General features: G+C 68.1%; 19 protein-coding genes. 11 read left to right on the top strand and 8 right to left on the bottom strand.

Annotated elements, in window-relative coordinates; translation table 11 throughout:
• The first annotated feature begins 23 nt into the window (after nucleotides 1-23).
• From dnaE to B7W94_RS17360, 5 genes are all read left to right on the top strand, one after another.
• The gene (dnaE, locus tag B7W94_RS17380) at nucleotides 24-3,542 is read left to right on the top strand and encodes a DNA polymerase III subunit alpha (RefSeq protein WP_025105074.1); all 3,519 of its coding nucleotides are present in this window, start codon (nucleotides 24-26) and stop codon (nucleotides 3,540-3,542) included.
• Between the two features lie 67 nt (nucleotides 3,543-3,609).
• Nucleotides 3,610-4,872 carry a hypothetical protein gene (locus tag B7W94_RS17375; protein ID WP_085607875.1) on the top strand — a complete coding sequence of 421 codons (1,263 nt, stop codon included), beginning with the start codon at nucleotides 3,610-3,612 and terminating at the stop codon, nucleotides 4,870-4,872.
• 1 nt (nucleotide 4,873) lies between these two features.
• Entirely contained in the window at nucleotides 4,874-6,178 is a 1,305-nt protein-coding gene (hisD, locus tag B7W94_RS17370) for a histidinol dehydrogenase (RefSeq protein ID WP_025105072.1), read from the top strand.
• Nucleotides 6,179-6,188: 10 nt separating this feature from the next.
• Complete coding sequence (gene nrdR / locus B7W94_RS17365; RefSeq protein ID WP_025105071.1) at nucleotides 6,189-6,659, top strand: transcriptional regulator NrdR; 471 nt, start codon at nucleotides 6,189-6,191, stop codon at nucleotides 6,657-6,659.
• A 10-nt stretch (nucleotides 6,660-6,669) separates the two neighbouring features.
• Complete coding sequence (locus B7W94_RS17360; protein ID WP_062766860.1) at nucleotides 6,670-7,707, top strand: quinone-dependent dihydroorotate dehydrogenase; 1,038 nt, start codon at nucleotides 6,670-6,672, stop codon at nucleotides 7,705-7,707.
• Here the strand turns inward: B7W94_RS17360 and B7W94_RS17355 are convergent.
• Nucleotides 7,682-8,254 carry a DUF3043 domain-containing protein gene (locus B7W94_RS17355; RefSeq protein ID WP_060921218.1) on the bottom strand — a complete coding sequence of 191 codons (573 nt, stop codon included), beginning with the start codon at nucleotides 8,252-8,254 and terminating at the stop codon, nucleotides 7,682-7,684. The two genes, B7W94_RS17360 and B7W94_RS17355, sit on opposite strands and share 26 nt — an antisense overlap.
• Before the next feature lie 45 nt (nucleotides 8,255-8,299).
• Here B7W94_RS17355 and B7W94_RS17350 point away from each other — a divergent pair, with 45 nt between their 5' ends.
• From B7W94_RS17350 to B7W94_RS17330, 5 genes are all read left to right on the top strand, one after another.
• Nucleotides 8,300-9,703 (top strand): dipeptidase, encoded by a 1,404-nt coding sequence (locus B7W94_RS17350; protein ID WP_085607873.1) that lies wholly within the window; start codon nucleotides 8,300-8,302, stop codon nucleotides 9,701-9,703.
• Nucleotides 9,704-9,770: 67 nt separating this feature from the next.
• Nucleotides 9,771-10,133: an iron-sulfur cluster insertion protein ErpA gene (gene erpA / locus B7W94_RS17345; RefSeq protein WP_025105067.1), complete on the top strand. Its 363-nt coding sequence runs from the start codon at nucleotides 9,771-9,773 to the stop codon at nucleotides 10,131-10,133.
• A 109-nt stretch (nucleotides 10,134-10,242) separates the two neighbouring features.
• The gene (gene ctaC, locus B7W94_RS17340; RefSeq protein WP_051582271.1) at nucleotides 10,243-11,169 is read left to right on the top strand and encodes an aa3-type cytochrome oxidase subunit II; all 927 of its coding nucleotides are present in this window, start codon (nucleotides 10,243-10,245) and stop codon (nucleotides 11,167-11,169) included.
• 3 nt (nucleotides 11,170-11,172) lie between these two features.
• Nucleotides 11,173-12,906 carry an aa3-type cytochrome oxidase subunit I gene (gene ctaD / locus B7W94_RS17335; RefSeq protein ID WP_025105065.1) on the top strand — a complete coding sequence of 578 codons (1,734 nt, stop codon included), beginning with the start codon at nucleotides 11,173-11,175 and terminating at the stop codon, nucleotides 12,904-12,906.
• A 3-nt stretch (nucleotides 12,907-12,909) separates the two neighbouring features.
• The gene (locus B7W94_RS17330; protein ID WP_025105064.1) at nucleotides 12,910-13,344 is read left to right on the top strand and encodes a cytochrome c oxidase subunit 4; all 435 of its coding nucleotides are present in this window, start codon (nucleotides 12,910-12,912) and stop codon (nucleotides 13,342-13,344) included.
• 63 nt (nucleotides 13,345-13,407) lie between these two features.
• Here B7W94_RS17330 and B7W94_RS17325 read toward each other — a convergent pair whose 3' ends face one another.
• From B7W94_RS17325 to ctaE, 7 genes are all read right to left on the bottom strand, one after another.
• Complete coding sequence (locus tag B7W94_RS17325; RefSeq protein WP_085607871.1) at nucleotides 13,408-13,827, bottom strand: rhodanese-like domain-containing protein; 420 nt, start codon at nucleotides 13,825-13,827, stop codon at nucleotides 13,408-13,410.
• An 80-nt stretch (nucleotides 13,828-13,907) separates the two neighbouring features.
• Entirely contained in the window at nucleotides 13,908-14,432 is a 525-nt protein-coding gene (locus B7W94_RS17320; protein ID WP_085607869.1) for a GNAT family N-acetyltransferase, read from the bottom strand.
• Nucleotides 14,429-14,842: a RidA family protein gene (locus tag B7W94_RS17315; RefSeq protein ID WP_085607867.1), complete on the bottom strand. Its 414-nt coding sequence runs from the start codon at nucleotides 14,840-14,842 to the stop codon at nucleotides 14,429-14,431. The genes B7W94_RS17320 and B7W94_RS17315 overlap by 4 nt, the downstream gene beginning before the upstream one ends.
• Before the next feature lie 78 nt (nucleotides 14,843-14,920).
• Nucleotides 14,921-16,735 carry a cytochrome bc1 complex cytochrome b subunit gene (gene qcrB / locus B7W94_RS17310; protein ID WP_085607865.1) on the bottom strand — a complete coding sequence of 605 codons (1,815 nt, stop codon included), beginning with the start codon at nucleotides 16,733-16,735 and terminating at the stop codon, nucleotides 14,921-14,923.
• Nucleotides 16,732-17,808: a cytochrome bc1 complex Rieske iron-sulfur subunit gene (gene qcrA, locus B7W94_RS17305; protein WP_071329603.1), complete on the bottom strand. Its 1,077-nt coding sequence runs from the start codon at nucleotides 17,806-17,808 to the stop codon at nucleotides 16,732-16,734. The genes qcrB and qcrA overlap by 4 nt, the downstream gene beginning before the upstream one ends.
• Before the next feature lie 36 nt (nucleotides 17,809-17,844).
• Complete coding sequence (gene qcrC, locus B7W94_RS17300) at nucleotides 17,845-18,645, bottom strand: cytochrome bc1 complex diheme cytochrome c subunit (RefSeq protein ID WP_025105058.1); 801 nt, start codon at nucleotides 18,643-18,645, stop codon at nucleotides 17,845-17,847.
• Between the two features lie 20 nt (nucleotides 18,646-18,665).
• On the bottom strand, nucleotides 18,666-19,319 hold the full coding sequence (gene ctaE / locus B7W94_RS17295) for an aa3-type cytochrome oxidase subunit III (RefSeq protein ID WP_025105057.1): 654 nt from the start codon (nucleotides 19,317-19,319) through the stop codon (nucleotides 18,666-18,668).
• 192 nt (nucleotides 19,320-19,511) lie between these two features.
• On the opposite strand from ctaE, the gene trpD reads away from it, so the two are divergent.
• Nucleotides 19,512-20,582 carry an anthranilate phosphoribosyltransferase gene (gene trpD / locus B7W94_RS17290; RefSeq protein WP_025105056.1) on the top strand — a complete coding sequence of 357 codons (1,071 nt, stop codon included), beginning with the start codon at nucleotides 19,512-19,514 and terminating at the stop codon, nucleotides 20,580-20,582.
• The last annotated feature ends 2 nt before the right edge of the window (nucleotides 20,583-20,584 follow it).

Below are 20,584 nucleotides of genomic sequence, written 5' to 3'. Positions count from 1 at the left end.
GGGGCCGAACGTAGACTCGAAGCATGGCATCCGACTCCTTCGTCCACCTGCACGTGCACAGCGAGTACTCGATGCTCGACGGGGCTGCGAAGATCAACGCGATGACGCAGGCGGCCGCCGATTACGGCATGCCGGCGATCGCGGTGACGGACCACGGGAACACCTTCGCGGCGTTCGAGTTCTACAACGCCGCGCGCAACGCCGGCATCAAGCCCATCGTGGGTCTCGAAGCGTACGTCACCCCGGGCACGCACCGCAGCGACAAGACCCGCGTGCAGTGGGGCTCGGCAGACCAGCGCAGCGACGACGTGTCGGGTTCGGGCGCGTACACCCACATGACCATGTGGAGCCAGAGCACGGAGGGCATGCACAACCTCTTCCGGCTGAGCTCGCTGTCGAGCATGGAGGGGTACTACTTCAAGCCGCGTATGGACCGCGAGCTGCTCCAGACGTACGGCAAGGGGCTCATCGCCACGACGGGGTGCCCGTCCGGAGAGGTGCAGACGCGGCTGCGGCTCGGCCAGTACGACGCCGCCCGCGCGGCCGCAGCGGAGTTCCAGGACATCTTCGGCAAGGAGAACTACTTCGCCGAGATCATGGACCACGGCCTGTCGATCGAGCGCCGGGTCATGACGGACCTGCTGCGTCTCGCGAAAGACCTCGGCATCCCGCTCGTGGCGACCAACGACTCGCACTACACCCACCAGCACGAGGCCGACGCCCACGCGGCCCTGCTGTGCGTGCAGTCCGGCTCCACGCTCGACGACCCGAACCGCTTCAAGTTCGACGGCGACGGGTACTACATCAAGACCGCGGCCGAGATGCGGCAGCTCTTCCGGGACCACCCGGAGGCCTGCGACAACACGCTCCTGATCGCCGAGCGCTGCGAGGTGGAGTTCAACACCTCGGCGAACTACATGCCGCGGTTCCCGGTCCCCGAGGGCGAGACCGAGGACAGCTGGCTCATCAAGGAGGTCGAGAAGGGCCTCCACTACCGGTACCCGAACGGCATCCCGGACAAGGTGCGCAAGCAGGCCGAGTACGAGACCGGCATCATCCTCCAGATGGGCTTCCCCGGGTACTTCCTCGTCGTCGCCGACTTCATCAACTGGGCCAAGGACAACGGCATCCGGGTCGGTCCGGGCCGTGGCTCCGGTGCGGGTTCGATGGTCGCCTATGCGATGAAGATCACCGACCTCGACCCTCTCGAGCACGGTCTGATCTTCGAGCGGTTCCTCAACCCGGACCGCGTGTCGATGCCCGACTTCGACGTCGACTTCGACGACCGCCGCCGCGGCGAGGTCATCGAGTACGTGACCAGGAAGTACGGGTCCGAGCGGGTCGCACAGATCGTCACGTACGGCACGATCAAGTCGAAGCAGGCCCTCAAGGACGCCGGGCGTGTCCTCGGCTTCCCGTTCAGCATGGGGGAGCGGCTCACCAAGGCGATGCCCCCGGCCGTCATGGGGAAGGACATGCCCCTCGACGGCATGTTCGACTCCGCGCACCCGCGCTACAAGGAGGCGAGCGAGTTCCGGGCTCTCATCGAGACCGACCCCGAGGCGAAGACGGTCTTCGACCGCGCGCTCGGCCTCGAAGGGCTGAAGCGGCAGTGGGGCGTGCACGCCGCCGGCGTCATCATGTCGTCCGAGCCCCTGCTCGACATCATCCCGATCATGCGTCGCGAGCAGGACGGTCAGATCGTCACGCAGTTCGACTATCCGTCGTGCGAGTCCCTCGGTCTGATCAAGATGGACTTCCTGGGCCTCCGGAACCTCACGATCATCTCGGACGCGCTCGACAACATCCGCATGAACCGGGGCGAGGAGCTCGATCTCGAGCACCTCGGTCTCGACGACCCCGCCGTCTACGAACTGCTGGCCCGCGGCGACACGCTCGGCGTCTTCCAGCTCGACAGTCCGCCGCTGCGCTCGCTCATGCGGCTCATGAAGCCCGACAACTTCGGTGACATCTCGGCCCTCATCGCGCTGTACCGTCCCGGGCCGATGGGAGCCAACTCCCACACCAACTACGCGCTGCGCAAGAACGGGCAGCAGGAGATCACCCCGATCCACCCCGAGCTGGCGGAGCCGCTCGCCGAGATCCTGGAGGAGTCCTACGGGCTCATCATCTACCAGGAGCAGGTCATGGCGATCGCGCAGAAGGTGGCCGGGTTCAGCCTCGGTCAGGCCGACATCCTGCGCCGAGCGATGGGAAAGAAGAAGAAGTCCGAGCTGGACAAGCAGTACGCCGGTTTCGCGGCGGGCATGACCGAGCGCGGCTTCGGGGAGGGAGCGGTCAAGGCCCTCTGGGACATCCTCCTGCCGTTCTCGGACTACGCCTTCAACAAAGCGCACTCCGCTGCCTACGGGCTCGTGTCGTACTGGACCGCCTACCTCAAGGCGCACTACCCGGCCGAGTACATGGCCGCCCTCCTCACGAGCGTCGGCGACTCGAAGGACAAGATGGCGCTCTACCTGAACGAGTGTCGCCGGATGGGGATCAAGGTGCTCCCGCCGGACGTCTCGGAGTCGATCAACTTCTTCGCGGCCGTCGGCGACGACATCCGCTTCGGTCTCGGGGCGGTCAGAAACGTCGGCACGAACGTCGTCGACGGCATCGTGCAGTCGCGCAAGGATGAGCGGTTCACCTCTTTCCATCACTTCCTCGACACGGTGCCGCTGCACGTCGCCAACAAGCGCACGGTGGAGTCGCTCATCAAGGCCGGCGCCTTCGACTCGATGGGGGACACCCGTCGGGCGCTCCTCGAGATCCACGAAGACGCCGTGGAGGCGGCTGTCGACAGGAAGCGCAACGAGGCGCAGGGCGCCATCGGCTTCGACTTCGACAGTCTCTATGACGGCATGGAGGAGGCGGCACCCGCGAAGGTCCCTCCGCGTCCGGAGTGGATCAAGAAGGACAAGCTCGCGTTCGAGCGCGAGATGCTCGGCCTCTACGTCTCCGATCACCCGCTCGCGGGTCTCGAGGTGCCGCTGGCCAAGCATGCCTCGATCTCGATCCACGACCTCAACAACTCCGAGGACCTGCAGGACGGCGATCAGGTCACCGTGGCGGGCCTCGTCACGAGCGTGCAGCACCGAGTGGCGAAGGCGAGCGGCAACCCCTACGGCATGATCACCGTGGAGGACTTCAACGGCGAGGTCACCGTGATGTTCATGGGAAAGACCTACCTCGAGTTCCAGCACACGCTGCAGCAGGATGCGATCCTCGCCGTGCGTGGGCGCGTCTCCCGCCGCGACGACGGCCTGAACCTGCATGCCCAGTCCGCCTTCGCGCCCGACGTCGGCTCCTTCGATGCGGCAGGGCCCCTGTCGCTCGTCCTCGCCGAGCAGCGCGCGACGGAACGGGTCATGACCGAGCTGGCCGAGGTGCTCCGACGGCACAGCGGCGACACCGAGGTGCTGCTCCGCGTGCACCGCGGAGGCACCGCGAAGGTGTTCGAGGTGCCCATGCCCGTGAAGGTGTCGGCCGATCTCTTCGGCGACCTCAAGTCGCTGCTCGGACCAACCTGTCTGGGGTGAGCGGGTAGGATCGGGAGCCGTCGAGAGCACCGGAAAGTCGTGGTGCGCCGATGAGGAAAGGACGACTATGAGCACGGATCTTCCCGAGCCGGATGCCGAGGCGGTGTTCAGCGACGAGGACGGCGTCCTCTACGACGACGAGGTCACGCCGGAGTACGGCATCCTCGGATTCACGCTGCGCGAGCTGCTGATCGTCGGAGTCTGGCTGGTCTCCTTCCTCGTGTCCTTCTTCCCGCTCAGCGGCGGGATCTCGCTCTGGGGCATCGGCATCCAGTGGATCCTGCCGATCGGCGTGCCGACGGTCGCCGTGTTCCTCCTCGTGCTCCGGCGGTTCTCGCCCGACGGCATCCGCCGCGTGGGGTCGCTCGGCATCGATCAGTTCGCCTCCGTGGCCTTCTCGGTCTCGGCGTGCGTGTGGGCCGGCAACCTGTGGCTCGCCCTCTCGGCCGTCATCTCCACCGGCAACTGGGGTCTGCCCTGGAACGCCGTCGTGCAGGTCATCACGTCGACCGCGCTCGTCGTGCTCACCGTCTTCGCCCCGCTCATCCCGGGCCTCAAGGAGGACTTCCAGGGGCGGCTCGTCACTCTCGCGCACCGCAACGCGAACCCGGTCCGTCCCGTGATCCCTCGTCCGCGTCCCGAGACAACCACGGACACCACCGCCGCCGCGGAGGCCGACGCGTCGCCGTCCGTGGCCACCGCGGCTCCGGCGGAGGATGAGACCGCCGTGATCGCGACTCCCGACAGCGCATCGTCGACGGCGGATGTCGCTCCTGCAGAGGCCCGCACCGCTGATGCGGCCTCCGATGAAGGCTCCGATGACGCCGCCGACGGCGGGATCGCGGACGACGCGGGTCGGGTCCCGCTCACCGCGCACGCCTCCGGAGGGGGAACCGGAACCGTTCCCGTCTCCTCCGAGCCGGAGTACGCCCCGCCGTACTCGCGTCGCTCCCGTGGCGAGCAGCCCGAGATCGTGTCGGACACCGGCAGCATCGAGTCCCTCCTCGGAGCCAAGGCGCTCACCGAGGAAGAGCTCGCCGCATACCGGGAACCGGAGGCGGACGACGCGACGGCCGTGCACCCGGTCGTCGGCGACAGCCGTGAGGACGGGTACGCCGCGCCGCGCGAGAACGCGGACGTGGCGCAGCCCTTCTGGATCCTCGCGCCGACGGAGCGCGACGTGCACGACGAGCGCGGCGAGCCGATCTTCCGTATCGGTCCGACGGCCTGGGCCCTCGTGATCGAGGATCGGGGCGGCGCGTTCGTGGTCCGTCATGACGACGGCCGCATCGGCTACCTCCACGACATCGCCGGCATCACGAAGGGCTGACATGCGCACGATCGATCTGCGGGGGCGCGAGCTCTCGCCCGCCGACATGCTCGCGGCCGTCCCGCGCGCGACTCAGGCGCGGGCCGAGGCTCTGGACACCGCCGCGCGTCTCGTCGACGATGTCCGGGAGCGCGGCGAGGAGGCCCTCCGCGAGCAGGCGGAGCGCTTCGACCGCGTCACCGGCCACGCGGTGCGGGTGCCCGCGTCCCACCTCCAGGAAGCTCTGGAGGGGCTGGCCCCCACAGTGCGCGCGGCCCTGGAGGAGGCGATCCGACGCGTGCGATCGGCGTCGGCCGCGCAGGTGCCGGCCCCGCAGGTCACACGTTTCGGCGACGGCGCGACCATCACGCAGCGCTGGCAGCCGGTCTCCCGCGTCGGGGTCTACATCCCCGGCGGCAAGGCCGTCTACCCGTCGAGCGTCGTCATGAACGTCGTGCCCGCGCAGGTCGCCGGGGTGCAGCAGATCGCCCTCGCCTCGCCACCGCAGGCGGATGAGGACGGCCGCGTGCACCCGACCATCCTGGCTGCGGCCGCGCTGCTCGGGGTCTCCGAGGTCTATGCCATGGGCGGAGCCGGAGCCATCGGAGCCCTCGCCCACGGCGTCGGAAGCCTGGGACTCGATCCCGTCGACGTCGTGTCCGGACCGGGCAACAACTACGTCGCCTCCGCGAAGCGCGCCGTCGCGGGCGTGGTCGGCACGGACTCCGAAGCCGGGGCCACCGAGATCCTCGTCGTCGCGGACGCCACGTCCGACCCGCGGCTCATCGCCGCCGACCTCGTGAGCCAGGCCGAGCACGACGAGCAGGCCTCTGCCGTCCTCGTGACGGACTCCGCGGAGATCGCGGAGCAGGTCAGGGGAGAGGTCGAACGGCAGGCGGGGCGCACGCGGCACAGCGAGCGCGTCGCGGCCGCACTGTCCGGACCGCAGTCGGCGATCGTGCTCGTGGACGATCGGGCGATGGCTGTCGCGTTCAGCAACGCGTATGCCCCGGAGCACCTGGAACTGCACCTCGCGGATGCGGAGGAGGCGGCAGCCGCGTTCACGAGCGCCGGTGCCCTCTTCGTCGGCGATCAGACCCCGGTCAGCCTCGGCGACTACATGGCCGGGAGCAACCACGTCCTGCCCACCGGAGGGCAGGCGCGCTACGCCCCGGGCCTGGGCGCCTACACGTTCCTCCGCCCGCAGCAGGTCGTCTCGTACGACCGTGCCGCTCTGGCGGCGGTCCGGGAGGGCGTGGTCGCATTGGCCGACACCGAGGTGCTCCCCGCCCACGGCGAGGCGATCGAGGCCCGTTTCACCGCGTAGGATCTGTCAGATGCACTGCCCCTTCTGCCGTCACCCCGATTCGCGCGTCATCGACTCGCGCACCAGCGACGACGGCCTGTCCATCCGTCGGCGTCGACAGTGTCCGGAATGCGGCGGACGGTTCTCCACGACGGAGACCGCGAGCCTGAACGTCATCAAGCGCTCCGGCGTCATGGAGCCCTTCAGCAGGGAGAAGGTCATCTCCGGCGTGCGGAAGGCCTGCCAGGGGCGTCCCGTGACGGAGGCGGACCTGGCGATCCTCGCTCAGCGCGTGGAGGAGGCGGTCCGGCAGACGGGGGTCTCCCAGCTCGACACGAACGAGATCGGCCTCGCCATCCTCGGCCCGCTGCGTGAGCTCGACGAGGTCGCCTTCCTCCGCTTCGCGAGCGTCTACCAGGCGTTCGACTCGCTCGAGGACTTCGAGTCCGCGATCAGCGACCTCCGGGCCGACCACGCGAAGGCGGAGGCGGCGGACCGGTAATCTGGCAGGGATGTATCCGCTGCTCTTCCGCGCCGTCCTCTCGCGCTTCGACCCCGAGTTCGCCCACCACGCCGGCATGGCGGTGATCCGCGTCCTCGGTGTGCCGCCGTTCTCGTGGGCCACCCGTGCGATGACCCGCCCGGACCCCTCGCTGCGGGTCGAAGCCCTCGGGCTCACGTTCCCGTCACCGTTCGGCGTCGCCGCCGGGTTCGACAAGAACGCCGTCGGGGTCCGCGGACTCGCGGCGCTCGGCTTCGGCCACGTCGAGGTCGGCACGATCACGGCAGTCCCGCAGGAGGGCAACCCGAAGCCGCGCCTGTTCCGGCTGGTCGAGGACCGGGCGGTCATCAACCGCATGGGCTTCAACAACCGGGGCGCGGATGCCGCAGCCCGCCGCCTCGCCCGGCTCCGCCGCGGCGCGCCGGACACGGTGATCGGCGTGAACATCGGCAAGAGCCGCGTGGTGGACGTCGAGGACGCGGTCGCCGACTACGTCGCCTCTGCCACCAGACTCGCTCCGCTCGCCGACTATCTCGCGGTCAACGTCTCGTCGCCGAACACCCCAGGGCTGCGGGGCCTGCAGGCGGTCGAGACCCTGGCGCCGCTGCTGCGCGCCGTCCGCGACGCGGCCGGGTCCACCCCGCTGCTCGTGAAGATCGCCCCCGATCTGCCGGACGACGAGATCACCGCGATCGCGCGGCTCGCCGTCGACGAAGGGCTCGCGGGGATCATCGCCCACAACACGACGATCAGCCGTGACGGCCTGCGGACCGATGCGGCCGTGGTCGAAGCGGCCGGCGCCGGGGGGCTTTCCGGGGCTCCGCTCAAGCAGCGGTCGCTGGAGGTGCTCCGGGTCGTCCGTGCGGCGGTGCCGGAGGACTTCTGCGTGATCGCGGTGGGCGGTGTGGAGACGGCCGCCGATGTGCAGGAGCGTCTGGATGCCGGGGCGACCCTGGTCCAGGGCTACACGGCGTTCCTCTACCGCGGCCCGTTCTGGGGCCGCGAGATCAACCGCGGACTGGTCAGTCGGGGTACTGCCCGCGCTTGACCTGCGGCTTGGGCAGGCGCATGAAGCGCATCTGCAGCGCCCGCATGCCGGCGTACCAGCCGAGACCCTTCTCGACGCGGTCCTTGCCGAACTTCGCGGCCGCCTTGCGCTTGACCCGCATGCCGAGGAGGATCATGCCGCCGATCGCGATCACGAGGTACGCCATCATGAACAGGTACGCGTAGAACGAGATCATCATGTTCGTCGGCAGCAGCGAGGCCAGGATGACGAGGACCATGACGCCCATGACGAACTCGGCGGGGTGCCAGCCGGCATCGACGTAGTCGCGCACCCACCGACGCTGCGGGCCCTTGTCGCGCGCGGGGAGGTACTTCTCCTCACCGGCGGCCATGCCGGCCTGTGCCTTCGCGCGGCGCTCGTTGAGCTCGGCGCGGGCCGCGGCCTTGGCCTCCTTCGTGTTCGCCACGAGGGGGCGGCGGCGGGCGGCCTCCTGCTCGGCGCGGGTCGGCGTCGCGCGTCCCTTGCCGACGGCAGGCGTCTGGGGGGCGTCGTCGTTCGTCGAAGGGGAGGCGGGGGTAGTGGCCACGAGGTTCCTCGGTTCGCTGGGGTGGGTCGCCTTAAGATTACTCGCATGACCTCACCTGCACTTCCCAGCGAGTCCGACGCCGCCGTCCTCGAAGCAGTCGCCACCGGTATCCCGTCCGCGCTGTCGGACCTCGGGAACCTCGTGCGCATTCCCGGCATGGCTTGGCCGGCCTTCGACCAGACGCAGCTCGAGCGCAGCGCCGACGCCGTCGCCACGCTCGCGCGCGGCACCGGTGTCTTCGACGAGGTGAGGGTGCTCCGTGCCGACATCCCCGGCACCGACGAGCAGGGCCAGCCCGCCGTCCTCGCGACGCGCGCGGCGCGGAACGGGAAGCCGACGATCCTCCTCTACGCCCACCACGACGTGCAGCCTCCGGGGGAGGACGCCCTGTGGGAGACGCCGCCGTTCGAGCCGACGGTGCGTGACGGCCGCCTGTACGGACGCGGCGCCGCGGACGACAAGGCCGGCATCATGGCCCACATCGGCGCGATCCGCGCGGTCGCCGACGTGCTCGGCGACGACCTCGACCTCGGGATCGCGATGTTCGTCGAGGGGGAGGAGGAGTACGGTTCGCGGTCCTTCGCGCAATTCCTCTCCGACAACAAGGACGCCCTCCGCGCCGATGCGATCGTCGTCGCGGACTCGGGCAACTGGGATTCCGTCACGCCGGGCCTGACCGTCTCCCTCCGCGGCAACGCACGCTTCACCCTGAAGGTGCGCACGCTCGACCACGCGTCCCACTCTGGAATGTTCGGTGGCGCGGTGCCCGACGCGATGATGGCGACCGTGCGTCTCCTCGCCACCCTGTGGAACGAGGACGGCTCCGTCGCGGTCGAGGGCATGACCGCTCGGGACGCCGAGACACCCGAGTACACCGAGGAGACGCTGCGCGACGAGGCCGGGCTCCTCCCGGGGACGACGCCCATCGGCGACGGCACGATCCTCAGCCGCATCTGGAACAAGCCCTCCGTCACCGTGATCGGCATCGATGCGACGAGCGTCGCGGCGGCGTCGAACACGCTGCTCCCGGAGGTGACCGTGGTCATCAGCGCACGTGTCGCCCCCGGACAGTCCGGCCAGGAGGCCTACGAGGCTCTCGAGCGGCACCTCCGTGCCCACGCCCCGTTCGGCGCCGAGCTGACCTTCTCGGACGTCGACCTCGGCAACCCCTTCCTCGTGGACACGAGCGGGTGGGCGGTCACCCTCACCCGCGACGCGATGCGCGACGGGTACGGGGTCGCTTCGGTGGACCTGGGCGTCGGCGGGTCGATCCCGTTCATCGCCGACCTCGTGCGCGAGTTCCCGGAGGCGCAGATCCTCGTGACGGGCGTGGAGGATCCGCACTCCCGCGCGCACAGCCCGAACGAGTCTCTGCATCTCGACACCTTCCGGCATGCCGTGGCGACCGAGGCCCTGCTCCTCGCCCGCATGAACGCGCGGGAGATCTGAGCCTTCCGTCCGCACCGGCGGTAGAATCGTCGAAGAGCACGTACCCGGCCCCGTCACGAGGAGCGACATGAGCGACACCACCCTGTCCGCAGAGACCACCCGCGCACACGGCGTCAAGCTGACGGACGCCGCCGCCACGAAGGTGAAGAACCTTCTCGAGCAGGAGGGCCGCGACGACCTCCGTCTGCGTGTCGCCGTGCAGCCCGGCGGCTGCTCGGGCCTGATCTACCAGCTCTACTTCGACGAGCGCTACCTCGAAGGCGACGAGACCGTCGACTTCGACGGTGTCGAGGTCATCGTCGACAACATGAGTGTTCCCTACCTCGACGGCGCCTCGATCGACTTCAAGGACACCATCTCGGAGCAGGGCTTCACCATCGACAACCCGAACGCGGCGGGCAGCTGCGCCTGCGGCGACAGCTTCCACTGACACGTTCTTCCCGCGAACGGCCGCCGTCACGTCCCGTGACGGCGGCCGTTCCGCTTCTCAACCTGCATGGTTGGCATGAATCAGGTGTGAGGTTGCTCTAGACTTGGACATGCCTTGTCCGCGATCTGAAAGGTGCATCGTGCCCTCGAAACGCCGCCTTCGTTGGGCCGCACTCCCTGTGGGAGTTGTGGCAGCTGTGGCTCTGGCGGGATGTACTCCCACCGAGCTGAACGGCTTTCTTCCGGGCTTCGTGGATGGTGGTCCGGCAGCAACCAACCAGACGGAGCGCGTGTCGTCCCTCTGGGTGAACTCCTGGATCGTGCTCCTCGCGGTGGGTGTCGTCACCTGGAGCCTCATGGCCTGGGCTGCGATCGCGTACCGCCGCCGCAAGGGCCAGACCGGCCTCCCGGTGCAGATGCGCTACAACATGCCGATCGAGATCTTCTACACGATCGTGCCGCTCATCCTCGTGCTGGGCATGTTCTTCTTCACGGCTCGCGACCAGACCGAGATCGAGACGAAGTGGGACGACCCCGACGTCGAGATCACCGCGATCGCCAAGCAGTGGGCATGGGACTTCCAGTACAACGGCGAGACCGAGGAAGACACCGTGTGGACCATGGGCATCCAGGCCCAGCCCGACGCGGAAGGCAACATCGACCAGGCGGAGCTGCCGACCCTGGTGCTGCCGGTCGACCAGAAGGTGACCATCAACCTGCAGTCGCGCGACGTCATCCACTCCTTCTGGATCATCGACTTCCTCTACAAGAAGGACATGTTCATCGGGAAGGACAACTCCTGGTCCTTCATCCCCACCCGTGAGGGCGAGTACGCCGGCAAGTGCGCCGAGCTCTGCGGCGAGTACCACTCGATGATGCTCTTCAACGTAAAGGTCGTCTCGCAGGACGAGTACGCCGCCTACCTCGAGTCCCTCGAGGAAGAGGGCAACACCGGGGACATCACCGACGCGTACGACCGTCTCTCGAACCTCCCCGGCACCTCCGGGAAGACCGACACCGAGGAAGGAGAGGAGTAAGCCATGTCGACCACTGAAGCTCCTCGCACCGACGAGGCACCTCGCTCCCGTCCCACCACCCTGCCCGCGCGCCAGGCTGCTCTGATGAGCTCCTCCCGCGTCGAGCAGAAGGGCAACATCGTCGTCAAGTGGATCACCTCCACGGACCACAAGACGATCGGGTACATGTACCTCATCGCCTCGGTGATGTTCTTCCTCCTGGGTGGCGTGATGGCGCTGGTGATCCGTGCCGAGCTGTTCGCGCCGGGCATGCAGATCGTCCCGACGAAGGAGCAGTACAACCAGCTGTTCACGATGCACGGCACGATCATGCTGCTGATGTTCGCGACGCCGCTGTTCGCCGGCTTCGCTAATGCGATCCTGCCGCTGCAGATCGGTGCTCCGGACGTCGCCTTCCCGCGTCTGAACGCCTTCGCCTTCTGGCTGTTCCTGTTCGGCTCGACCATCGCGGTCGCCGGCTTCCTCACCCCGCAGGGTGCGGCCTCGTTCGGCTGGTTCGCGTATCAGCCCTTGGCCAACGCGTCGTTCTCGCCAGGAGCGGGCGGAAACCTCTGGATGCTCGGTCTCGGCATCTCGGGCTTCGGCACGATCCTCGGTGCGGTGAACTTCATCACGACGATCATCACGATGCGTGCTCCCGGCATGACGATGTGGCGCATGCCGATCTTCAGCTGGAACACGCTCATCACCAGCCTCCTGATCCTGATGGCCTTCCCGGTCCTCGCCGCGGCGATCTTCGCCGCCGCCGCCGACCGCGTGCTCGGTGCGCACATCTACGACCCGGCCAACGGCGGTGTCCTGCTCTGGCAGCACCTCTTCTGGTTCTTCGGCCACCCCGAGGTCTACATCATCGCGCTGCCGTTCTTCGGCATCGTCTCGGAGATCTTCCCGGTGTTCAGCCGGAAGCCGATCTTCGGGTACAAGACCCTGGTCTACGCGACGATCGCGATCGCGGCCCTGTCCGTCGCCGTGTGGGCGCACCACATGTACGTCACCGGCTCCGTGCTCCTGCCGTTCTTCGCTCTGATGACGATGCTCATCGCGGTGCCCACGGGTGTGAAGATCTTCAACTGGATCGGGACGCTGTGGCGCGGCTCGGTGACGTTCGAGACCCCGATGGTGTTCTCGCTCGGCTTCCTCGTTTCGTTCGTCTTCGGTGGCCTCACCGGTGTGATCCTCGCGGCCCCGCCGCTGGACTTCCACCTCAGCGACAGCTACTTCGTCGTGGCGCACTTCCACTACGTGGTGTTCGGCACGGTCGTGTTCGCGATGTTCGCCGGTTTCTACTTCTGGTGGCCGAAGTGGACGGGTCGCATGCTGAACGAGCGCCTCGGCTACGTGCACTTCTGGATGCTGTTCGTCGGCTTCCACATGACCTTCCTCATCCAGCACTGGCTCGGTGTCGACGGCATGGTGCGTCGCTACGCGGACTACTCCGCGGCGGACGGCTGGACGTGGCAGAACCAGGTCTCGACGATCGGTGCGATCATCCTCGGCGCCTCGATGCTGCCGTTCTTCCTGAACGTCTGGATCACGGCGCGGAAGGCGCCGAAGGTCACCGTGAACGACCCCTGGGGCTACGGTGCCTCGCTGGAGTGGGCGACCTCGTGCCCGCCGCCGCGGCACAACTTCACGTCGATCCCGCGCATCCGCAGCGAGCGTCCGGCGTTCGACCTGAACCACCCGGAGGCCGCGGAGTTCGCGACCACCGCACCCGGCGAGCGAGAGGGCCACTGAGCCATGCGCGACAACGTCATCATCTGGTGGGTCCTGACCGCGTTCTTCGCCCTCGTCGGCGTCGTCTACACGGGCTGGAACATCCTGGCTCATCCCGGGCTTCCGCTGGTGAACCAGATCGAGTGGGTCGGCACCGTCGCCCTGTTCTTCTCGGCCTTCATGGGCGCGATGGTCGCCTTCTACCTCGACCGGACGCACAAGGCGCAGAACGGTGAGCTGCCCGAGGACATCCTCACGTCGGACATCGACGACGGTGACCCCGAGCTCGGCGAGTTCAGCCCGTGGTCCTGGTGGCCGCTGGTGCTCGCGGCTTCCGCCGGAGTGTTTGTCGTCGGCCTGGCGGTCGGTCACTTCCTCCTTCCGATCGGTCTCGCGATCTTCGTGGTCGCGATCGTCGGCTGGGTCTACGAGTACTACCGCGGCAACTTCGCCCGCTGAGTCTCCTCACACCCCGAAGGCCCCCGGATCACTCCGGGGGCCTTCGTTGTTCCTGCGATCCGCTCACACGCGGGTGCGGATGCGGGGGATTCCGGTCAGCGGGTCGACGGGGCGGTGGTGCACACCCTCGGCGTCTTCGACGGGGTATCCCTCGCGGGCCCAGTACTCGAAGCCGCCGATCATCTCGCGCACGCGATAGCCGAGACGAGCGAACTCGAGCGCGCCGCGGACACCGCCGTTGCATCCTGGGCTCCAGCAGTAGACGACGACCTCGGCATCCGCCGGGATCTCCTCCGGGGCGCGGTGCGCGATCTCGCTGTGAGGCATGTGGAGCGCGCCGGACACGCGCCCCTGAGCGAACGCCTCGCTCGAGCGGACGTCGACCACGACCAGAGCGCGGCCGGCGGCACGGTCGGCGTGCACGTCGCTGGAGTCGGTCTCGAAGGCGAGTCGGGCGGCGAAGTAGTCGAGGCGATCGATCATGAGCCCAGACTAGGGATGCGCGGGCGCCGACGACCGAGGGATACCGTCGTGCGTCGCACGAATCCTGCCGTCGTAGCCGTTCAGAGCGCCGCGGTCATCTGGATCCGCCGTCCGTACCGGGTCAGGCCCAGACGCTCTTCGACGGCGACGAGCTCACGGAGGAAGTCGGTGTCCGGCGTGGACTCCGTGAAGCCGCAGCGGGAGTAGAAAGGGGCGTTCCAGGGGACGTCCGCGTAGGTGCGCAGCGTGAGCTGCGAGCGGCCTCGACGGCGGGACTCTTCCTGGGCCGCCATGACGAGGGCGCGACCGATACCGCGGCGAGCGGAGGCGGGGTGGACGGACAGCTGCTCCAGATGGGCGTACCCGGGCCCCTCCAGCACCTGCACGAACCCGACCGGCACCTCGAGTCCGCCGGCAGCCTCCGTCGTAGGGGAGCAGGTGGCCACCAGGACGAATCCCTCGGCGCGCCGGCGGTCGTCGGCTGTCGACGGCGGGGGCCAGTCCTCGGCACCGAAGCGATCGGTCAGAAGGCTGTCAGCGGCGCGCTCGATCTCCTCCAGGACGGCATGGTCCTGGTCCGTCGCGTGTCGGATGAGGGTGGTCATGCACGGTCCGCGGGCAGCGCGGCGACCGCCTCGATCTCGACGAGCTGGTCGTCGTAGCCGAGAACGGTCACGCCGAGGAGGGTGCTGGGGACGTCGTGAGGCCCGAACGCGGCGTGGATGACGTCCCAGGCCGTGACGAGGTCCCGCTGCGCGGAGGAGGCCACCAGGACCCGCGTGCTGATGACATCCGTCAGGGTGGCGCCGGCAGCCGTGAGCGCGCCCTGCAGCGTCTCGACACACCGTGCCGCCTGAGCGGCGTAGTCTCCGGGGGCGGTGGTCGTCCCATCGTCCTCCAACGGGCAGGCTCCGGCCAGGAAGACCAGACGCGCGTCAGCGGGGGCGGTGGCGGCGTACGCGTACGGGGTGTCGGCGAGCAGGGGAGCACGGAGCAGGCGGACGACCGAAGACATGAGACGATCCTCTCATCAGGGGAGAACGATGAAGGCCCCGTCCGAACGGACGGGGCCTTCATCGAAGGGGAGTGACGACTACTCGTCGTCCTCCGACTTCTTCTTCCGAGGCTTCTTGACGGGCTCGGTCGAGATCACCGTGCTGGGCGTGTTCGGCGTCTCGTCGACGTGCGTCTCGTCGACCGTGAGCGGCGCGTCCGGGAACCCGGCACGCTCGTGAGCGCCCTGGATCTCGGCGGCCTCCGCCTCCTCGTTCCCCGCAGCGACGTGATGCTGGTGCGCATCGGCGGCGTCGATCTCGGCCTGCGTGAGCGGGGCGAGACGGTCCTCGAAGAACCAGCGGGACATCGCAGAACGGAGGTTCTCCGTCCACGGGATGCGGCCCTTGGCGTTCGGGCGGACGACCAGCGGCTCGTAGCCGTCGACGTCGATGAGCTTCCAGCGGTCGTAGACGTCGACCGGCTGGTGCACCTCGATGAACTCGCCGCCGGGGAGGCGGACGATGCGTCCGGACTCGAAGCCGTGCAGGACGATCTCGCGGTCCTTCTTCTGGAGCGCGATGCAGATGCGCTTCGTGACGAAGTAGCCGATGATCGGGCCCAGGAACAGCAGCGCCTGCAGCGTGTGGATGACGCCTTCCATGGTGAGCATGAAGTGCGTGGCGATGAGGTCTGACGAGGCCGCCGCCCACAGGACCGCGTAGAAGATGACGCCGGCGACGCCGATCGCGGTGCGGGTGGCCGCGTTGCGCGGACGCTGGGCGATGTGGTGCTCGCGCTTGTCGCCGGTGACCCACGCCTCGATGAACGGGTAGATCGCGACGATGACGATGAACAGACCGAGCACGGCGACCGGAGCCAGGATTCCGAACGACCAGGTGTGGTCGAGGAACACGATGTCCCAGTTCGACGGGGCCAGGCGCAGCGCGCCGTCCGCGAACCCGATGTACCAGTCCGGCTGCGTACCGGCCGAGACGGGGGAGGGGTCGTAGGGGCCGTAGTTCCAGATCGGGTTGATCTGGAAGAACGTCGCGATCAGCACGATGGTGCCGAAGACGATGAACAGGTAGCCACCCATCTTGGACATGTAGACCGGCATCATCGGGTAGCCCACGACGTTGTCGTTCGTGCGGCCGGGGCCGGCGAACTGCGTGTGCTTGTTGATGATCATGAGCATCAGGTGCACCGCGATGAAGGCGATGACCAGCATCGGGAGCAGCAGGATGTGCAGCGTGTACAGGCGACCCACGATGTCGGTGCCCGGGAACTCGCCGCCGAAGAGGAGGAACGAGGTCCAGGTGCCGATCAGGGGGAGACCCTTGATCATGCCGTCGATGATGCGCAGGCCGTTGCCCGAGAGCAGGTCGTCGGGGAGCGAGTAGCCGGTGAAGCCCTCGGCCATCGCGAGGATGAACAGCACGAAGCCGATCACCCAGTTCAGCTCGCGCGGCTTGCGGAACGCGCCGGTGAAGAACACGCGCAGCATGTGCACGCCGATGCCGGCGATGAAGACGAGCGCGGCCCAGTGGTGGATCTGGCGGACCAGAAGGCCACCGCGGAGGTCGAACGAGATGTGCAGCGTCGACTCGAGAGCCGAGGACATCGCGATACCGCGCATGGGGGCGTAGGCGCCGGTGTAGTGGGTCTCCACCATCGAGGCCTGGAAGAAGAACGTCAGGAAGGTTCCGGAGAGGAACACGACGACGAAGCTCCAGAGCGCGATCTCACCGAGCATGAACGACCAGTGGTCGGGGAAGATCTTGCGACCGAGCTCCTTGACGAAGCCGGAGAGGCTCGTGCGCTCATCGATGTAGTTCGACGCGGCGCCGACGAAGCGGCCGCCGAGAGGCGCCTTGGTGTCCTTCTCGTCCTTGGACAGCGTTGCGGTGCTCAATGGCGCTCCCAGAAGCTCGGGCCGACGGGTTCGGTGAAGTCGCTGCGTGCGATGAGGTAGCCCTCGTCGTCCACGGTGATGGGCAGCTGAGGCAGCGGCCGAGCGGCCGGGCCGAAGATGACCTTCGCGTGGTCCGTGACGTCGAACTGCGACTGGTGGCACGGGCACAGCAGGTGGTGGGTCTGCTGCTCGTACAGCGCGACGGGGCAGCCGACGTGCGTGCAGACCTTGGAGTACGCGACGATGCCGTCGTAGGACCAGTCCTTGCGGTCCTCGGCCTCGATGAGCTGCTCCGGGCGGAGGCGCATCATCAGCACGATGGCCTTGGCCTTCTCCTCGAGGTAGCCCTCATCGTGACCGAGCTCCGCGAGGTCCTCCGGGATCACGTGGAAAGCGGAGCCGAGAGTGACATCGGCGGCACGGATCGGGGTGCCGTCGGGGTCGCGGACGAGGCGCATGCCCTCATCCCACATCGTGTGCTTCAGCAGCGCGACCGGGTCGCCCGCGGTGGGGTCGTCCGGCGTGGAGTGCGGGGCGAGGCCACGGAACAGCGTCACACCGGGGATGATCGACGCGACGATCGCCGCGAACAGCGAGTTGCGGATCATCGTGCGGCGACCGAAGCCGGACTCCTCGTTGGCGTCGGCGAAGGCCTTGATGGCCGCCTCACGCGTCGAGTCCTTGCCCCGGGTGGGGTGGCGGTGCTCGACGTGCTCCTTGTCGGACATGAGGGCCTTCGACCAGTGGATCGCGCCGATACCCAGGGCCAGCAGCGCGAGCGCGATTCCGAGACCGATGAAGAGGTTGTTCTGACGGATGTCGATGAGAGCGCCGCTCTCGATCGGGAACAGCATGTAGGCGGCGACCGCCCAGATGCTGCCGGCGAGCGACAGGTAGAACAGCGTGTAGACGGTGCGGACGGCGGCCTTCTCGGCGCGCGGGTCCTTGTCGGTCATCCGCTCGCGGTGCGGCGGAAGCCCGGGGTTCTGCACGGGATCGCTGACTGCGACACCCAGCCCCGGAGAGGGCTGGTAGGCCCTGTCAAGAGCCTGCGAGTCGTCGTCGTGTGCCATGGTGCTCCTCGTACGTTCCTCTTCGATGAATAAGCGTCAGTTGGACTTCGCCGTGATCCACACGGTGATGGCGACCAGAGCGCCGATACCGAAGATCCACACGAACAGGCCTTCGGAGACCGGTCCGAGCGAGCCGAGGGAGAAGCCGCCGATCTGGACGGACTGCTGCTGGAAGAGCAGAGCCGAGATGATGTCGCGCTTGTCCTCGTCGGACAGGTTCATGTCGCCGAAGACCGGCATGTTCTGCGGGCCGGTGACCATGGCCGCGTAGATGTGCAGTGCGCTGGTCTCCGTGATGGCCGGAGCGTACTTGCCCTCGGTGAGAGCGCCACCGGCGGCGGCCACGTTGTGGCACATCGCGCAGTTGACGCGGAAGAGCTCGGCGCCGTGCGCCACGTCGCCCTCGCCGTCGATGATCTCGTCAGCGGGGTACGTCGGGCCGGGGGCCTCGGACTGCACGTAGGCCGCCATCGCGAGGATCTGCTCCTCGGTGAACTGCGGCTCCTTCTGCGGAGCCTGCGGTCCCTGCATCTGCAGCGGCATGCGGCCGGTCGACACCTGGAACTCCACCGCCAGCTCCCCGACGCCGTAGAGGCTCGGGCCGTTGGGGGTGCCCTCCAGGTCGAGGCCGTGGCAGGTGGCGCAGTTCGCCGTGAACAGCTTCTCGCCGTCCTCGACCGTCAGCTGCGTCGATGCCGTGGGGGCGTCGTTGGCGGCGAATGCCGCGGTCGCGCCCGCGTACACCGCGCCGGTGATCATGAGGCCTGCTCCGATGAGCGCGGCCGCCGCCAGTGGGCTGCGACGACCGCTCGAACGGCGCTTCTTCTCTCGTGCCATCTCGGGGATCAGCTCCGCTCTTATTTCAGGAAGTAGATAACGAAGAACAGCACGATCCAGACGACGTCGACGAAGTGCCAGTAGTAGGACACCACGATCGAGGAGGTCGCCTCCTTGTGCCGGAAGTTCTTGACGGCGTACGCGCGGCCGATCACCAGGAGGAACGCGACGAGTCCGCCGGTGACGTGGAGGGCGTGGAAGCCGGTGGTGAGGTAGAACGCCGAGGCGTACGAGTCCGCCTGGATGGGCATGCCCTCTGCGACGAGCTGGGCGTACTCCCACACCTGGCCGGACACGAAGATCGCGCCGAGGGCGAAGGTGAGGAAGAACCACTCGACCATGCCCCAGCCGAACAGGCGACGGCGGCCGGCGCCGTTCTTCTGGCCCTTGCCGATCTTGTACGGCTGCAGGTCTTCGGCCGCGAACACGCCCATCTGGCAGGTGAACGAGGAGAGCACGAGGATCGCCGTGTTCACTGCCGCGAACGGCACGTTCAGGAGCTCGGTACGGTCGGCCCACAGCTCGGGGGAAGTGCTGCGGAGGGTGAAGTAGATCGCGAAGAGTCCCGCGAAGAACATCACCTCGCTGCCGAGCCACACAATGGTGCCGACAGCTACCGGGTTGGGCCGCTTGATGGTTCTCGCCGCCGGGGCATACGTCGCTGAGGTCGTCACTCCTCCATTATGGCCGATCCGCGGGCGTGATTCTTGCACCCGCGCCCCTCGATTCGCCCGTCGAGGACTTAGGGGACCCTAAGAAAACACTGCGAATACCCGGTGAATACGCGGGAAACGTCGCTCTTCCGCGGGCTGCGCGCTCGCCCGGATCGATCTGCACGTTTTCTCCGCGCCGATAGGATCGCACACATGGCTGATTCCCTGACCTGGTCCGATGTGCTCACCTCTCTCCTGGAGCGTCGCGACCTCAGCGTGTGGGAATCGACGTGGGCCATGCGCCAGATCATGAAGGGCGACGTCTCCGAGGCGCAGCTCGCCGGATTCCTCGTGGCTCTGCGGGCGAAGGGGGAGACGATCGATGAGATCGTCGGCTTCCGCGACGCGATCCTCGAGGCGGCCGTGCCTCTGCCGGTCTCCCCGAACGTGCTGGACATCGTGGGCACGGGAGGCGACCGTGTCGGGACCGTGAACGTGTCGACGACGGCTGCCGTCATCATCGGTGCCACGGGCATCCCCGTGGTCAAGCACGGCAATCGCGCCGCGAGCTCGGCCTCGGGCTCCTCCGACGTCCTCGGTGCACTCGGCCTCGAGCTCTCCCTCGACCCCGCGGCGGTCGCCTCGATCCTCGACCGGACGGGCATCACCTTCGCCTGGGCGGGGGCGTTCCACCCCGGGTTCAAGCACGCCGGTGCCGTCCGCTCGCAGCTCGGCGTTCCTACGGTGTTCAACATGCTCGGCCCGCTCTGCAACCCCGCGCGTGCCGAGGCGAACGCGGTCGGTGTCGCCCAGATGGAGCGTGTCCCGCTGATCACCGGCGTCTTCCGCACCCGGGGAGCGACGGCGCTGGTCTTCCGCGGCGACGACGGCCTCGACGAGCTGACGACCACCGGGCACAGCCGCATCTGGGAGGTCACCCGTGGAGACATCCACGAGCACGACCTCGATCCCCGTGACCTCGGCATCCCGCTCGCCGACCTCTCCGACCTCATCGGCGGCTCTCCCGCCCACAACGCCGAGATCCTCCGCCGGACGCTCGCGGGGGAGCAGGGGCCGGTACGGGACATCGTGCTCCTCAACGCCGCCGCCGGCATCGTCGCCTTCGAGCTGTCGCAGGACGCGACCCAGGTGCAGCGGCCGATCCTCGAGCGGCTCCGCGATGCGCTCGCCCGTGCGTCCGCCGCAGTGGACGACGGGCGCGCGCTGGCCAAGCTGGATCAGTGGATCGGCGTCAGTCGCGAGCTGGCCGCGCCGAAGGAGTGAGC

Origin of the sequence: Microbacterium sp. LEMMJ01, from assembly GCF_002114135.1 — a bacterium.
Classification (GTDB): domain Bacteria; phylum Actinomycetota; class Actinomycetes; order Actinomycetales; family Microbacteriaceae; genus Microbacterium.
The sequence above is the reverse complement of the archived record's forward strand: the minus strand, read 5'-3'. Positions and strand labels throughout refer to the sequence as shown.